The organism is Marinomonas gallaica (assembly GCF_049821165.1).
GTDB classification, from domain to species: domain Bacteria; phylum Pseudomonadota; class Gammaproteobacteria; order Pseudomonadales; family Marinomonadaceae; genus Marinomonas; species Marinomonas gallaica.
Map to the genome: position 1 here is coordinate 1,494,814 of NZ_CP187511.1, position 14,794 is coordinate 1,509,607.

The 14,794-nt window shown below is 43.9% G+C and carries 15 protein-coding genes; all 15 read left to right on the top strand.

Annotated elements, in window-relative coordinates; translation table 11 throughout:
- The first annotated feature begins 3 nt into the window (after window positions 1-3).
- The 15 genes from ACPUEK_RS06940 (at window position 4) to ACPUEK_RS07010 (ending at window position 14,784) form a co-directional block, all read left to right on the top strand.
- Window positions 4-1,698: a SpoIIE family protein phosphatase gene (locus ACPUEK_RS06940; protein WP_425642772.1), complete on the top strand. Its 1,695-nt coding sequence runs from the start codon at window positions 4-6 to the stop codon at window positions 1,696-1,698.
- 47 nt (window positions 1,699-1,745) lie between these two features.
- On the top strand, window positions 1,746-3,668 hold the full coding sequence (locus ACPUEK_RS06945) for a flagellar hook-length control protein FliK (protein ID WP_425642773.1): 1,923 nt from the start codon (window positions 1,746-1,748) through the stop codon (window positions 3,666-3,668).
- A gap of 92 nt (window positions 3,669-3,760) precedes the next feature.
- Window positions 3,761-4,285, top strand: coding sequence for a flagellar basal body-associated FliL family protein (locus tag ACPUEK_RS06950; protein ID WP_425642774.1), 525 nt, complete (start codon window positions 3,761-3,763; stop codon window positions 4,283-4,285).
- Between the two features lie 9 nt (window positions 4,286-4,294).
- Window positions 4,295-5,266: a flagellar motor switch protein FliM gene (fliM, locus tag ACPUEK_RS06955; RefSeq protein WP_067030777.1), complete on the top strand. Its 972-nt coding sequence runs from the start codon at window positions 4,295-4,297 to the stop codon at window positions 5,264-5,266.
- 14 nt (window positions 5,267-5,280) lie between these two features.
- The gene (gene fliN, locus ACPUEK_RS06960) at window positions 5,281-5,742 is read left to right on the top strand and encodes a flagellar motor switch protein FliN (RefSeq protein WP_067030774.1); all 462 of its coding nucleotides are present in this window, start codon (window positions 5,281-5,283) and stop codon (window positions 5,740-5,742) included.
- An 89-nt stretch (window positions 5,743-5,831) separates the two neighbouring features.
- Entirely contained in the window at window positions 5,832-6,137 is a 306-nt protein-coding gene (fliO, locus tag ACPUEK_RS06965; protein ID WP_231872630.1) for a flagellar biosynthetic protein FliO, read from the top strand.
- Window positions 6,127-6,885, top strand: coding sequence for a flagellar type III secretion system pore protein FliP (gene fliP / locus ACPUEK_RS06970; RefSeq protein WP_197467839.1), 759 nt, complete (start codon window positions 6,127-6,129; stop codon window positions 6,883-6,885). The genes fliO and fliP overlap by 11 nt, the downstream gene beginning before the upstream one ends.
- 2 nt (window positions 6,886-6,887) lie before the next feature.
- Window positions 6,888-7,157: a flagellar biosynthesis protein FliQ gene (gene fliQ / locus ACPUEK_RS06975; RefSeq protein WP_067222572.1), complete on the top strand. Its 270-nt coding sequence runs from the start codon at window positions 6,888-6,890 to the stop codon at window positions 7,155-7,157.
- Window positions 7,157-7,939: a flagellar biosynthetic protein FliR gene (gene fliR / locus ACPUEK_RS06980; protein WP_067222569.1), complete on the top strand. Its 783-nt coding sequence runs from the start codon at window positions 7,157-7,159 to the stop codon at window positions 7,937-7,939. The genes fliQ and fliR overlap by 1 nt, the downstream gene beginning before the upstream one ends.
- Entirely contained in the window at window positions 7,932-9,071 is a 1,140-nt protein-coding gene (flhB, locus tag ACPUEK_RS06985) for a flagellar biosynthesis protein FlhB (RefSeq protein ID WP_067222565.1), read from the top strand. The genes fliR and flhB overlap by 8 nt, the downstream gene beginning before the upstream one ends.
- 53 nt (window positions 9,072-9,124) lie before the next feature.
- Window positions 9,125-11,218: a flagellar biosynthesis protein FlhA gene (gene flhA / locus ACPUEK_RS06990; RefSeq protein ID WP_067222562.1), complete on the top strand. Its 2,094-nt coding sequence runs from the start codon at window positions 9,125-9,127 to the stop codon at window positions 11,216-11,218.
- Window positions 11,219-11,346: 128 nt separating this feature from the next.
- The gene (gene flhF, locus ACPUEK_RS06995; RefSeq protein WP_425642775.1) at window positions 11,347-12,693 is read left to right on the top strand and encodes a flagellar biosynthesis protein FlhF; all 1,347 of its coding nucleotides are present in this window, start codon (window positions 11,347-11,349) and stop codon (window positions 12,691-12,693) included.
- Between the two features lie 117 nt (window positions 12,694-12,810).
- A complete protein-coding gene (locus ACPUEK_RS07000) occupies window positions 12,811-13,530 on the top strand; it encodes an RNA polymerase sigma factor FliA (RefSeq protein WP_425642776.1) in 720 nt (239 codons plus the stop codon).
- Between the two features lie 57 nt (window positions 13,531-13,587).
- The gene (locus tag ACPUEK_RS07005) at window positions 13,588-13,968 is read left to right on the top strand and encodes a chemotaxis response regulator CheY (protein ID WP_425643020.1); all 381 of its coding nucleotides are present in this window, start codon (window positions 13,588-13,590) and stop codon (window positions 13,966-13,968) included.
- A gap of 9 nt (window positions 13,969-13,977) precedes the next feature.
- A complete protein-coding gene (locus ACPUEK_RS07010) occupies window positions 13,978-14,784 on the top strand; it encodes a protein phosphatase CheZ (protein ID WP_067222552.1) in 807 nt (268 codons plus the stop codon).
- The last annotated feature ends 10 nt before the right edge of the window (window positions 14,785-14,794 follow it).

A 14,794-nucleotide genomic window follows, 5' to 3' on the forward strand; every position in this document is an offset into this window, starting at 1 on the left:
GCTATGAAGGAACAAAAGCTAACTATACTTGTCGCGGATGACAACCCCTCTGATAGAATGTTACTCGAAACCATGCTAAGCCAGCTGGGGCATGTGGTTGTGACGGCTGAAGACGGCCAAGACGCTGTCGATTGCTTTGACCCGGATAAAATCCAACTGGTATGTCTAGACATTAAAATGCCTCGTAAAGACGGTTGGGAGGCAGCCATTGAAATTCAAGAAAAAGCTCAAGAAAGACTTGTTCCAATTGTCTTCTTATCGGGCATTTCTGATCCTGCTGTGCTGCAAAATTGCTTAGATGTTGGTGCTACTGACTTCATATCTAAGCCTTACAACCCCACTTTGGTTTCCGCTAAATTAAATGCTATTGCACGATTGTTGGTATTGCAAAATGCCTTGTCTGAGCAGCGCGATGAATTGTCACTGTTAAACCAGCAAATGGTTCATGACCAAGAAGTGGCAAAAATGGTTTATGAGCGCATTACTCATTCAAATTGTTTATCTGACAGAGCACTTTCCACGCTTCATCATGGTAGCCATATTTTTAATGGCGATGTTATTTTGGCAGCTTATAAGCCCAATGGGGGCATGCATCTATTGCTTGGGGATTTTACTGGGCATGGCTTATCTGCCGCGATAGGCGCTTTGCCATTAGCAGACATTTTCTTCGACTGGACGGAGAAAGGTTTTGTTATGCGTCAGATCCTTCCTGAAATCAATAAGCGATTACATACGATATTGCCGCCAAACATGTTTTGTGCAGCGGCCTTTATTGATATTAATACGCACAATCGTACTGTTGCTGTGTGGAATGCAGGCTTACCCGATTTGCTGTACTTTTCTGCAGATGAAACCCTACCAAAATTGATTAGCTCTGACTCATTGCCTCTAGGAATACTAAATGAGCATGAATTTGAAGCCAATATCGATATGTTTTCCTACGAGCCAGGGGATTACTTTATCGCTTTTACAGATGGGGTTTACGAGGCCAGAAGCAAAGATAATAAGATCCATTACAATAGCGCTTTAAATCCTCTATATGAAGGCCAAGTGAAAGGTAGTCCTTTTGAATGGTTGGAAAAAATGCTGCATGATGAAGGCATTCTTGAAAATCCCCACGATGATATTTCTGTGCTCGGAATAGATTTGTCTCTGGCATTGGATAATAGTCCACAATCTCAGTCCTTAGCTCAAGGACGAAGTTTTAATGCCCCCGCTAGTTTCGCATTTTGTTATGAACTGCATGCGGACTCGTTAAAGAATACCGACCCTTTGCCTTACTTATTGCAGATATTAACAACCGTTCCTGAGCTTAATAAACGCTCTAGCGAGGTGTTTATGATCCTTTCTGAGATGTACTCTAATGCTTTGGAGCATGGCATTCTTAATCTAGATTCAAAGCTAAAATCGACTGTAGAAGGGTTTGCTGAGTATTACTCCTTAAGAGAATCTAAACTCGAGCAGTTACTAGAAGGCAAGGTTGTTATTGATGTGAAGGTGACTGCAGAGCAAGGGGAAGGCTGTTTATGTTTAACAATGTCGGACAGTGGTAAAGGTTTTGATACCTCTAATTTGCAATTGAACGATTTTGATCATGATCGACCTTTTAATAGAGGATTAAGTTTGATTAATCAGCTTTGTAATAAAGTCGAGCTGTCGGACGATGGCACTAAAATTTCTATTATTTATACTTGGTAAACTTGGCCTCCTATTTGCAGTAATATTGCGAATAGTGGAGGTTGCCCATGATTAATAGCCCATCTTTATCCGTCGTATCGACGACTCCCAAGGTTGCAAAAACGTCTTCGTCATCTCAAGGTAACGCTGGCAGTGACTTTGGCTCTGTTCTTGATGCAACGAATCGGCCATATAGTGCTGATAGAACATCTAAATCAAGTTCAGTAGTGTCCGATAAAAACCAGCAAATTCAAAGCTCTACGGATTCTAGTGTGGCGGTAGATGGTACGCAGAAAACTGGGGAAGCAGAACCTCATAGCGTTCAATCTAAGCCGCAAGACAAGGAAGCAAAAGAGATTGAGCAGCCAGTTAAGACTGATGGGGGGGAATCTGTTGATCAAGATAAGGTCGGGGCAGATTCATCTGAGCTTTCGCCTATCGATAAGGACGGCAAAGAGCGGCAAACGGATGGGCAAGCCGTTGCAGTAGATGGCTCTGTGATGGGAGACTCCACCCAAAGCTCACGTTTGGATACTGCTTCAGGTGTTATCCAGCCGTCACCTCAAACAAGTGACGAACAGCTATCGCAAGAGGACAATGCTGACCAAAATAGTGTAGATGAGATGAATGCTTCGTCAGAAGGCGAAGATACATCTACTCTTCCACAAGAGTACGACACTTCCACTGAAATAAAAAATACTCAACTATCTGAAGATTCCTCTGAATCGGAAGGCGGCAAGACTTCTCGGTTGGATACGGGGTCATCTAATGTTGAGGATGGGGAAAACACGTTAAGTAATCCAATCAATCAAGCAAATGATAATGCCCATTCTAGCAATGATGTTCAAAAGAAAGTCTCTGAAGAAAACCAATTAGAGTTAGATGGCTCAGTTGCTTCCTCTAACAGCGGTGTTATCTCTGATGCAACCTTTCAAGAAGGGTTACCATCAGAGGTGGCAACCGAAACTACAGCAGCGGTTGTTGATGATGTCATTCATCTACAAGGAAAAACACAAACAGGAAGTGAGAGTGTACTGCAAAGCGGTAATACGGCTCCTCTTGATGCCGAGGCTGTAGCAATAAATCAAAGCGAAGCTGCTAATGAAAACATTGCACCATTGAATGTGAGTGCTTCTTCGTCCGAAAATAGCGTAGACAATGACGTTGAGTTAGACGCTCTTCGACCTAACGAAAACCTACGTTGGATGATGGAGCAACTGTCGAAAAAAGCTGAGCAAGCAACAAGCGGTTTAAATACGGCCCCCAATGCGATGAATGTATCTAAAAACGCTTTATCGGGAGAGTCTTTAGCTGCTGCGCTTCAGGATGGCGATTTATCCGTGCTAATGGATAAGGACTTGATTGAACTTCCTAAAGACTTAAGCGAGTTAATGGGTGCTAAAAAAGCGCTTGAGCAAGCGGTGACTGGATTTAGCAGTCCATTGCAGCCTACCAGTCAGGGTCTTAATAGCCTGACTTCAGCCAATGCCCTTATGGGAGCGGCGACCGCTAACGCCCGCCCTGAAGGTGCTGCTGCCCAGTTAACAATGCATGCATCGCCTGATACGCAAGCTTGGTCTTCAGAGATGACATCTAAGGTGTCATGGGTGGTTAAAGAAGGGTTCAAAACCGCACATATACAATTAGATCCGCCTGAGTTAGGGAGTTTGACGGTAAAAGTCAGTATCGATCAAGATTCCAATACACACGTGAGCTTTATTGCCAGCTCGGCACACGCGAAAGAAGCCCTTGAGGGGCAGATGCAGCGCCTTCGAGATATGTTACAGCAACAAGGCATGGACTTAGACTCAGTTGATGTGGAAGTCTCACAAGATAACGGACAAGCTTACGGCTCAGATGCATCTGATGGTCAAAATGGACAAGGAAAAGGGGGCGGAAACCTTGGCAATGACGATGTAGGTGATATGGATGGCTTGGAAAATGTGAGTTATGTATCGCCTGCAGAACAAGGGATTGATTATTACGCGTAGAAAACCATGGTGATTCACTATAATCTTTGTAGAATAGTGGTCTTGCACATTCGTAGAATGTATTAGCTAATTTGCATGAACAAGGGTTGTATATGGCAGACGATGAATTAGACGTTGGCGCTGAAGAAGGGAAAAAAGGCGGCAAGAAAAAACTGATCATCATTATTGTTGTGGCGTTGTTGGTACTAGGTGGTGGTGGTGGTGCCGCCGCGTATTTCTTTTTATTCAGTGGCGACGATACAGAAGAAGCCGCCGATGGTGAGGCGGCTTCAGCAGAAGAGATGGTTCAGTTGGATGGCCCTGCGATCTATTTAGACCTTGATCAAGCGTTTGTCGTTGATTTTATGGTATCTGGTAAGCAGCGTTACCTACAATTGAATATGACCCTTAAGTCCCGTGATCAAGGGCAAATCGATGCTGTTAAGTTGCATATGCCATTAATTAGAAACAGTCTTGTATTACTTTTCTCGAGTCAATCCTTTGAAGAGCTGCAAACCCTTGATGGTAAGCAGGCTTTGAAAGAAGCTTCTGTTGAAACGATCAACAGCATACTGACCCAAGAGACGGGTTTAGGTGGCATTGAAGATGTATTGTTCACAAACTTTGTGATGCAATAAGGACGATAAATGGCTGCGCAAGATTTATTATCCCAAGATGAGATTGATGCACTCTTACATGGTGCAGATGAAAAGCCTGAAGCGGATGATAACGCCGATGCAGGCGGTGTCTCATCCTATGATATTACCAGCCAAGAGCGAATTGTGCGTGGGCGAATGCCCACGCTTGAAATGATCAATGAGCGTTTTGCTCGCTATACACGTATAAGCCTATTTAACTTGCTACGCCGTACGGCCGATGTGTCATCGGGTGGGCTTCAAATAATGAAGTTTGGTGAGTACGTTCACACTTTGTATGTCCCAACCAGTTTGAATCTTGTTAAGTTTCGACCACTACGAAGCACGGCGTTATTTATTTTAGATGCTAAGCTGGTGTTTAAGTTGGTAGATAACTTCTTTGGTGGTGACGGCCGTCACGCTAAAATTGAAGGTCGAGAATTTACACCGACTGAGATTCGAATCGTTCAGTTGATGCTTGAGCAAGTATTTGTAGATTTGACTGAAGCTTGGGCGCCTGTTTTAAAAGTTGACCTTGAATACATTAGCTCGGAAGTGAATCCAGCGATGGCGAATATTGTAAGTCCGAGTGAGGTCGTTGTCGTCTCGACTTTTCATATCGAACTGGATGGTGGTGGTGGCGAGCTTCATATTACCTTGCCCTATTCAATGATTGAGCCAGTGCGAGAGTTGCTTGATGCAGGTGTTCAGAGTGACGTCGATGAGAAAGATGAACGCTGGGGAAAATCGCTAGAGCAAGATGTACAAGAACTTGATGTGAGTATCCAGGTTAATGTCGTTAACAAAAAAGTTAAACTGGGTGAAGTCATGAAGTTTAAAAAAGGGGATGTCATACCTATCGAGATGCCGGAATTAGTAACAGTTCGTGCTAATAACGTACCTACTTTTAAAGGTAAGCTTGGTGTGAGTAACGGATATTACGCCGTTGAAATGATTGAAAGCTGTAAGAACTCTAAGAATTAGTTAGGTCTAAAAAAATGGCAGAAGAAACAAACCCAGATGCGGAAGGAATGGACGCTGATTTGGCCGACGAATGGGCGGCAGCAATGTCTGAAGCGGGTGATGACGAAGGTGAGGGCGGTGACGTTGATGATGAATGGGCAGCCGCGATGTCTGAGCAGGAGGTTAAACCTGTTCAATTAGAAGAATTAGGTGGTGCGTCTGGAATGCCTGCTTTAAGCTCTGATATGGAGCTTATTATGGATATCCCCGTCACCTTGTCGATGGAGCTGGGCAGTACGGAAATAGCTATTCGTAACTTGCTGCAGTTAACACAAGGATCTGTTGTGGAGTTAGACCGTTTTGCTGGTGAGCCATTAGATGTGCTCGTAAACGGCACTTTGATTGCTCACGGTGAAGTGGTAGTGGTCAATGATAGATATGGCATCCGTTTAACCGATGTTGTAAGCCCTAGTGAACGTATTAAACGGTTGAAATAAACTTCTAAATGACGCGATATCTTATTCTATTATGTTCGTTTTTTATCTCGACAGGAGTGCTCGCGGAGCCTTTTTCTGGAGGGATGAAAATGGCTGATACGTCCTCTATTTGGCGTCTTTTTTTTGCTTTAGCTTTTTTAATAGCGCTGATCCCGTTGGTCATTTGGGGGTTAAAGCGTTTACAAGGGCTGCAACTTAAACTGTCGAAATCTGAAATTCAAATACTGGCATCGCAGTCAATTGGTACAAAAGAGAAGCTTATTTTGGTTGAAGTTCAGGGTAAGCGAATGCTGCTCGGCGCGACGGCTAATAGCATTACCTGTTTAAGTGAGTTTGATTCGACTGGCAACCAGTTCGCCGAAATGATGAATGAGCAGCTAACCAATGAGAAGTAAGATTTTAATGCTGCTAAGATGGTTGTTGATTACGCTTTCTTTGCTGCCTCTTTTTGTTTGGGCTGATCAAGGGTTGCCAGCGGTCTCTGTCATTACCAATCCAGATGGTAGCCAAGAATATTCGGTAACTTTGCAAATTCTGTTCATCATGACAGCATTAACGCTGCTGCCTTCAGCGTTAATTATGATGACATCATTTACTCGTATCATTATAGTCTTGTCGATTCTTCGTCAAGCAATAGGTTTACAGCAGTCACCGTCGAACCAAATAATGTTAGGTATGGCCTTATTCCTAACGCTGTTTATTATGACACCCACGCTTGATGAAATTAATGCGGTGGCTCTACAGCCTTACTTAAATAATGAAATGACCTCCCTTCAAGCAGTAGAGGCAGCTTCTAAGCCTGTGCGCGAGTTCATGTTGGCGCAAACCCGTGAGGATGACGTGGCGTTATACGTCAAGTTAGCAGGTAAAGAAGGTCAAATTGATTCGTTAGATACGCTACCATTCACCATATTGATGCCCGCCTTTGTCACTAGTGAGTTAAAAACGGCGTTCCAAATTGGTTTTATGTTATTTATCCCATTTTTGATCGTTGATATGGTCGTTGCCAGTGTATTGATGGCGATGGGCATGATGATGCTTTCTCCAGTGATCATTTCGTTACCCTTTAAAATTATGCTGTTTGTAATGGTAGATGGCTGGTCTATGATTATGGGAACGTTAGCCGCTAGTTTTGGAATTTAGTCATGGATCCTCAAATTGTTCTGGATTTGTATGGGCAAGGCTTTTATTTGATCGTCATTATTGTATCGGCATTAATGGTCCCTAGTTTGGTTGTTGGCTTAATCGTGAGTATCTTTCAGGCGGCAACTCAAATTAACGAGCAGACATTGACTTTTTTACCTCGTTTTATCGTCACTATTTTTGCCATTATGCATCTTGGGCCGTGGGTTTTAACAAGCCTGACAGACTTTTTTACGCAGTTGTTTATTGATATTCCCATGATGATTGGCTAATGCTGGAATTAAACCCTGATCAATTAATGGCATTAGCTGTCAGCTTCTTATTGCCTTTTTTTAGAATTGGGGCTTTTTTAATGGCGTTGCCATTATTTGGCAGTAAACTTGTGAGTATCCGTGTTCGTCTGCTTTTTGCCTTCGTTATTTCTATCATTGTGACGCCTATAGTCACAGTGCCTAGCTATGACCCAATCTCACCTGCCTTTATCTTACTGATTGCTGAACAGCTTATTGTTGGTATTGTCTTGGGTTTCGTTGTAACGGTTTTATTTCAGATATTTTCTTTAGCAGGTCAATTAGCAGCAATGAAAGCGGGGCTTGGTTTTGCCATGTCGAATGATCCCGCAAACGGCATTACTGTTGCTACAGTAGGCCAATATTATATGACGATGGCGGGGCTGGCTTTTTTGGGAACAAACGGTCATCTTGTGATGATCGAGTATTTGGTGAGCAGCTTTGATTATTGGCCGATTGGTAGTGGCTTTGACAGCCAGCGTTATTGGGATGTGTTGCAGTTGGGTAGCTGGCTATTTGAGAAAGGGTTGTTGATGGTTCTTCCGCTTGCTGTGGCGACTCTTATTATGAACGTTTCATTTGGTGTTGTAGCAAAAGCATCGGCTCAATTGAATGTCTTCGCACTTGGCTTCCCAATTATTATGCTGTTCTCGCTTGTCTTTATTTGGATTATGCTGGAAGACTTTTTGGATATCTACCGGTTGTTTTTTCAGGAAATGACGACTTGGTTACAAGAGACGTGGGGGATCAGCAGTAATGGCTGAGAACGAAGACGGTACAGAAAAAACCGAAGACGCCAGTGCCAAAAAACTCGAACAGGCGAGAGAAAAGGGCAATGTCGCCCGCTCTAAAGACCTAAGTAGTGCTGTTTTATTGGTTGTGGCGGCATTTTCAATGTACATGATCGGAATGTTGATTGTGGATGATTTGACGCGACTTTATGCTTTTAATTTTTCTTTGGCGCGTGAAGATTTATTTGATAAGGCTATGATGATTCACCATTTGTATGTGTCGATCATGGCTGCAATGGACTCTATTACTGTTTTCATGGTGATTGTTGCGGTGGCAGGGGTCATTGGTAGCGTTGCTTTGGGTGGTTTTAACTTTTCGTTTGAGGCAATCACTCCAAAACTATCAAAAATGAACCCTATTACGGGTATCAAACGAATGTTCTCTGTCCAGTCGCTGGTAGAACTTGGTAAGTCTATTTTGAAAGTGGCACTGGTAGGGACCGCAGCCTATTTCGTGTTGCGTTACTATATTCCTACGTTAACCGGACTGACTTTTGAGACAACTGGAACGGCATTAAATCATGCGATTGAGGTATTGATTTGGGCGTTTATCTTGGTGTCCTCCTCTCTTATTATTATCGCCGCTGTTGATGTGCCTTTCCAAGCTTGGCAACACAAAGATAAACTGAAGATGACCAAGCAGGAAGTTAAAGACGAGTATAAAAATGCGGAGGGTGACCCTCAAGTAAAAGGCCGCATACGCCAGTTACAGCGACAGGCTGCGATGCGCCGTATGATGTCAGATGTACCCCAAGCCGATGTTATTATTACTAACCCGACACATTATTCTGTAGCGTTAAAATACGATCAAGCAAATGGTAAGGCGCCGGTCCTGCTGGCGAAGGGGAATGACTTCATTGCCTTGAAGATTCGAGAGATAGGCAATTACTACGATATCCCTGTGATACAATCGCCAGAATTAACCCGTGCGGTTTACAGGCATACTGAAATTGGGGATGAAATTCCAGAGGGGTTGTTTCAAGTGATTGCTCAGTTGCTGGCTTATGTCTATCAAATTAGAATGGCCCGAACGGGAGAGAAGCCTCCTGAGCGTATGCCGCAATTAGAAGTACCAGAAGAATTTCAATGGAACGGGGAGCGCTAATTTGATGAACCGAGGTATGAGTGGAATTTGATCGCCAGCGATTAGGTGGGCAAATGAAAGGCATTCTAAGTGGTAACTTAGGTGTTCCTTTTATTCTCTTGGCACTGCTTGCCATGATGATATTGCCACTGCCACCTTTTCTACTTGATGTTCTATTTACCTTTAATATTGCGTTAGCGATAGTGGTTCTATTGGTGGCTGTATATTCCATGCGACCATTAGATTTTGCTGTTTTTCCAACGATTTTGCTGATTTCAACCTTGATGCGACTGGCGTTGAATGTCGCATCGACCCGGGTTGTGCTGTTGAATGGCCATGAGGGTGGCGATGCCGCCGGAAAGGTTATTCAAGCCTTTGGCGAAGTGGTGATTGGTGGTGACTACGTTGTGGGTTTTGTGGTTTTTGCCATCTTGATGATCATTAACTTTGCCGTGGTGACGAAAGGTGCAGGGCGTATCTCGGAAGTAAGTGCCCGATTTACGCTGGACGCTATGCCTGGTAAGCAAATGGCGATTGATGCGGATTTGAATGCTGGCATGATTGACTCTGATCAAGCTAAGCAGCGCCGCGATGAAATAGCGGCTGAAGCGGAATTTTACGGTTCGATGGATGGTGCGTCGAAGTTTGTGAAAGGTGATGCCGTCGCCGGCCTGATGATTTTAGGTATTAATATTATTGGTGGTCTGGCCATTGGTATGGCGCAGCATGGCCTGTCATTTGTGGAAGCTGTTCAGGTCTACTCTCTTCTGACTATTGGTGATGGACTTGTTGCTCAGTTGCCTTCTTTAATGTTATCGACCGCGGCTGCGATCATGGTTACTCGTGTTAATGAAGCGGGTGATATGGGGCAGCAAATTTTTGGTCAGATGTTTGCCTCATCTAAAGCGCTTTATGTGGCAGCGGGCATTTTAACGATAATGGGCGTCGTACCTGGCATGCCTCATTTTTCGTTTCTATCATTGGCCGCGTGTGTTGCAGGTGGTGCTTACTATATTGAATACCGCAAGAAGATAAAAGCCCAAACAAAAACAGCCTCCAAAGGGGCTAGCAAAGGCGATTCTAGTGGGGCTCAGCCCCCCGCGGAAAGCAAAGACTTGAGCTGGGACGATGTTGCGCCAGTGGATATGCTTGGCTTAGAGGTCGGCTATCGTCTGATACCTCTTGTCGACAAAAGCCAAGGTGGGGAGCTGCTTTCGCGAATCAAAGGTGTTCGTCGAAAGTTGTCCCAAGAACTGGGTTTTTTAGTGCCTAGTGTGCACATACGAGACAATTTAGATTTGATGCCTAATGCATACCGAATTACCTTAATGGGCGTGAGTCTTGCGGAGGCAGAAGTGCACCCCGATAAAGAATTGGCGATCGATCCAGGTCAAGTGTTTGGTAAGGTAGATGGTATTCCTGGTAAAGACCCATCATTTGGTTTGGATGCTATCTGGATTGATACAAAGAAGCGCGACCAAGCGCAAACCTATGGTTATACCGTGGTGGATGTGAGTACGGTTGTGGCGACGCATATTAACCAAGTGATGCAGAAGCATGCATTTGAGTTGATCGGCCATGATGAAGTTCAGCAATTGCTTGGTTTGCTTAAACAACATAACCCTAAATTAGCAGAAGAGTTAGTGCCCAATGCTGTGCCTTTAAGTGTGTTGCTAAAAGTGCTGCAAAACCTGTTACAAGAAAATGTTCCGCTTAGAGATATGCGTACTATTGCCGAAGCAATTATGGGTGTACAGCCAAAATCACAAGATCCGATGATCTTAACGTCAGCCGTACGTACAGCGTTGTCACGCATGATTATGCAATCATTGGCTGAAGGTGTCGAAGAAGTGCCGGTTATGACACTGGATCCTCAGCTTGAAAAAATGCTTATGCAAACGGTTCAGCAAAGCCAGCAATCTGGAATTAAAAATGAAGAAGCGCTTATTCTTGAGCCTCAAATGGCAGAGCAGTTACAAAAGTCTTTCCGTGAACATGCAGAGCAACAAGAAGCAATGGGAAATGCGCCCATACTCATTGTATCGGCTCCCATAAGACCTATGTTAGCTCGTTTTATGCGTTATGGTGGCGTTGGAATGTCTGTGCTTTCCTATCAAGAGGTGCCTGATAACAAGCGAGTGACGGTGGTCGCTGTCATTGGCCAGTGAATTAAGGAAAAGCATTGATTTTCTAGCTATATTTATGAAAACCTTTCGGGTAAGCTATGGATTTGTATGCATAAATAGACTTAAAGGACTGGTATTAAATGCAGTATAGGCGGTTTAGAGCTCCCGATATGCAAAAGGCGATACGTAAGATACGTGAAGCCGTCGGGCCTGATGCTGTCATTATGTCCAATAAGCGTCTGCCAAGTGGTGAAGTTGAAATCGTCATTGCAATCGATTATGACGGTTCGATGACGCCTAGTACAAACCACAAACCAGACCCAGTACAGCGCAAAGCTCCCCAGCAGCCGACAACGCCAGAGCCTAGTGCGCATTACAAAGAGCGTCTAGAGCAGGCACGTGGTATGGCTCCGCAATCTTCAAAGCCTAAGGGGGACGTGTATGAAGTCTTTGATGATGTCGCTCCGCCTAAACAAAAACCTGCGAAAAATCATTACGTTGATGATTACGCCCCCACATCAAACAACTATGAATCTGATCCTGAGCCTTCTATTCAAGAAGATCTATCTTTAAGGAGTCATGTTCGGGAGCGCCCGTCACCTGACGAAGAGAAGCTTCGAGCTATGGAAAAAGAGCTCGAGCAAGTTCGTCGGCTATTAGAGCAGACTCAACAAGATAATCAGCAAGTTGTGGCTCAAGCTTCTGCAGCCAAAAGACAAACCTACGATCAGCGGCTTCAAGAACAATTAACAACGTTAGGATTATCAGAGAAAGTCATTGATAAAATCATGTCGGATTTGTCTTTGACCGGAAGAGAGGAAGACTGGAAAAAAGCGCTTTCTCATTTGGCCGACAGTATTCCTATACGTTCTACAGCAGAGGCCTTCAGTGGTTGCATTGCATTTATGGGGCCGACAGGGGTGGGGAAAACCACGACAATAGGCAAAATTGCTGCTCAGTATGTTTTAAAATACGGCTCTAATAATGTGGTATTAATTACTACGGACACCTATCGTATAGCCGCCCATGAACAGCTTCGTACGTTCGGACGGATTTTAAATGTCCCTGTTGAGGTCGTGAATGAGTACACTGATTTGAATGAAGTGTTAGATAAGTATTCAGATTACTCGCTAGTGCTTGTTGATACAGCGGGTATGAATCCAAGGGATCAAAACCTTGAGCGACAGCTTGCTATGATGAAAAGAGCGCGTGGGTATTTAAAGAAATTGTTGGTTTTACCCTGTACAAGTCAGCGTCAGGTGTTAAAGACTGTTGTAGATGTCTATTCTCAGATACAGTTAGACGGTTGTGTTTTAAGTAAAATTGACGAATCAGCTTCCCTAGGTGAAGCGATTAGTGTTGTTATTGAAGAAGGCTTGCCGGTTATGTATGTTGCATATGGTCAGCGAATTCCCGACGATATAGAACCTGCACGAGCGCACAACTTAGTCAGTCGTGCGGTGTATACTGCTGAGCAGTTTGGACAGCTCTATGGGTCACTGAAGTATGGGAGTTAGTAAAAATATGTTATTTGGCAGAGCACTACAGCGAACTATATAGTACATTTAAGTTTGTACGCTCTCGGATAATAAATTTAGAGTTGTAGCATATCAAGACGCGAAGATGGATGTAGCATGTACACAAAGAAGGCGACGTTATCGATTGATGCGATTGTGCTGAAATATGATTCTCTAGTGAAAAAAATCGCTTATCATCTGTTGGCTAGATTACCAAGCAGTGTTGATATCGATGATTTGATTCAAGCTGGGATGATGGGACTTATTGAAGCCTACAAGCGATTTGAATCGACTAAAGGTGCTTCATTTGAAACCTACGCAGGCATTCGTATTCGTGGCTCCATGATGGATGAAGTGCGTAAAAGTGATTGGGCACCGCGTTCGGTAAGACGAAACAGTAGAGCCGTGGCGAGTGCCATTCGCGAAGTAGAGTCGTTCAGTGGTCGTGAAGCAACAGACCTTGAAGTTGCATCTCACATGGACATTAGTATTGACGAATATCATGATATTTTGCATTCGTCTATGTCGACCCAGTTGTTTAGTTATGAAGAAATGTTGGATAGTGAAACAGGTAGCCATGAGCTTGATATTAAAGTAGATGGTCATACCAGCCAGCCTGATCACTTAGTAGAAGAAGCTGGCTTCCAAATACATCTTGCTCAAGAGATAGAGCGATTACCAGAGCGTGAAAAATTGGTTCTTTCGCTCTACTATAATGATGAATTGAATTTAAAAGAAATTGGTGCCGTATTGGGCGTTAGTGAATCGCGTGTCAGTCAAATACACAGTCAAGCGGCGATGCGTTTACGCTCTCGACTCACGGATTGGCAGGATTAATTACTATGATAGAAATGACTTTACCTAAGGGTTGTGGAGGTTGCATTGGATAAAAATATGAAAATCCTGATTGTTGATGATTTCTCAACGATGAGACGAATCATCAAAAATCTACTGAGGGATTTAGGATTTACCAATACAGTCGAAGCGGATGATGGAACGACTGCACTGCCTATTCTCCAAACAGGCACAATTGATTTTCTTGTGACTGACTGGAATATGCCTGGAATGACAGGTATTGAGTTGCTTCGCGCTGTTCGTGCTGACGAAAAACTAAAAACTACTCCTGTCTTAATGGTAACTGCGGAAGCGAAACGCGATCAGATTATCGCAGCTGCTCAGGCTGGGGTGAATGGCTATGTTGTTAAGCCTTTTACCGCAGTGGCCTTAAAGGAAAAGATTGAAAAGATTTTCGAACGTATTGATTCCGCAAAATAGGGGCTGTAAATGTCTAGTGAAAACGAGTCAAAACTTGGAGAGTTCGAAACTGTTGTAAAAGATGGTGCCGTAGACTTGCTCAACAAAATTGAAGTCGGTGACTTTAGTGGTGCGATCAAGATTATCCAAGAGTTAAGCGAGGCTCGGCATAATAGCTTTTACAATGAGGTTGGTTATCTGACACGCAGCTTGCACGATGCGATTCGTGATTTCCAGCTCGATTCAGTGGAAATGATGGTGCAAAGCGGTGCGGCCCCAGCGGGTGCTGATAAGGATTCTCCGACGCGTATAACGGATGCGTCAGATCGCTTGAATTACGTGATCGAAATGACCAGTTCTGCTGCGAATAAAACCATGGATATGGTCGACAGTAGTGTACCTGTTGCAAGTGAACTGCAAACCCAAGCTAAAGCGTTACATAAAGATTGGAGCCGATTGATACAGCGAGATCTTACGCCACAAGAGTTTCGCGATTTGTATAAGCGAATTGATGCATTCTTGAAGCTTACCGATGAAAGTGCCACAACCTTGCATGACAACCTTAATACCATACTGTTAGAACAAGGTTACCAAGACTTAACAGGACAAGTAATTACACGAGTTAACGAACTGATACGTGACGTAGAGGAACGTTTAGTCCATCTTGTATCTGTTGCGGGTAGAGTTGACAGTATCTCTGGTATGGAGCATGAGGCAGAGAACAAGGAACGTGACGACGATCGAGGCCACGGGCCAGCGATTAATAAGAATGATAACCCTGAAGTACTGAATAACCAAGACGAAGTCGACGATTTGCTTTCGAGTCTTGGTTTTTAATAGGAGCTGC

Bases quoted from the DNA above. Each gene is read 5' to 3' on its own strand.
- ACPUEK_RS06940 (WP_425642772.1), top strand. From the start codon at position 4: ATGAAGGAACAAAAGCTAACTATACTTGTCGCGGATGACAACCCCTCT.
- ACPUEK_RS06945 (WP_425642773.1), top strand. From the start codon at position 1,746: ATGATTAATAGCCCATCTTTATCCGTCGTATCGACGACTCCCAAGGTT.
- ACPUEK_RS06950 (WP_425642774.1), top strand. From the start codon at position 3,761: ATGGCAGACGATGAATTAGACGTTGGCGCTGAAGAAGGGAAAAAAGGC.
- fliM (WP_067030777.1), top strand. From the start codon at position 4,295: ATGGCTGCGCAAGATTTATTATCCCAAGATGAGATTGATGCACTCTTA.
- fliN (WP_067030774.1), top strand. From the start codon at position 5,281: ATGGCAGAAGAAACAAACCCAGATGCGGAAGGAATGGACGCTGATTTG.
- fliO (WP_231872630.1), top strand. From the start codon at position 5,832: ATGGCTGATACGTCCTCTATTTGGCGTCTTTTTTTTGCTTTAGCTTTT.
- fliP (WP_197467839.1), top strand. From the start codon at position 6,127: ATGAGAAGTAAGATTTTAATGCTGCTAAGATGGTTGTTGATTACGCTT.
- fliQ (WP_067222572.1), top strand. From the start codon at position 6,888: ATGGATCCTCAAATTGTTCTGGATTTGTATGGGCAAGGCTTTTATTTG.
- fliR (WP_067222569.1), top strand. From the start codon at position 7,157: ATGCTGGAATTAAACCCTGATCAATTAATGGCATTAGCTGTCAGCTTC.
- flhB (WP_067222565.1), top strand. From the start codon at position 7,932: ATGGCTGAGAACGAAGACGGTACAGAAAAAACCGAAGACGCCAGTGCC.
- flhA (WP_067222562.1), top strand. From the start codon at position 9,125: ATGAAAGGCATTCTAAGTGGTAACTTAGGTGTTCCTTTTATTCTCTTG.
- flhF (WP_425642775.1), top strand. From the start codon at position 11,347: ATGCAAAAGGCGATACGTAAGATACGTGAAGCCGTCGGGCCTGATGCT.
- ACPUEK_RS07000 (WP_425642776.1), top strand. From the start codon at position 12,811: ATGTACACAAAGAAGGCGACGTTATCGATTGATGCGATTGTGCTGAAA.
- ACPUEK_RS07005 (WP_425643020.1), top strand. From the start codon at position 13,588: ATGAAAATCCTGATTGTTGATGATTTCTCAACGATGAGACGAATCATC.
- ACPUEK_RS07010 (WP_067222552.1), top strand. From the start codon at position 13,978: ATGTCTAGTGAAAACGAGTCAAAACTTGGAGAGTTCGAAACTGTTGTA.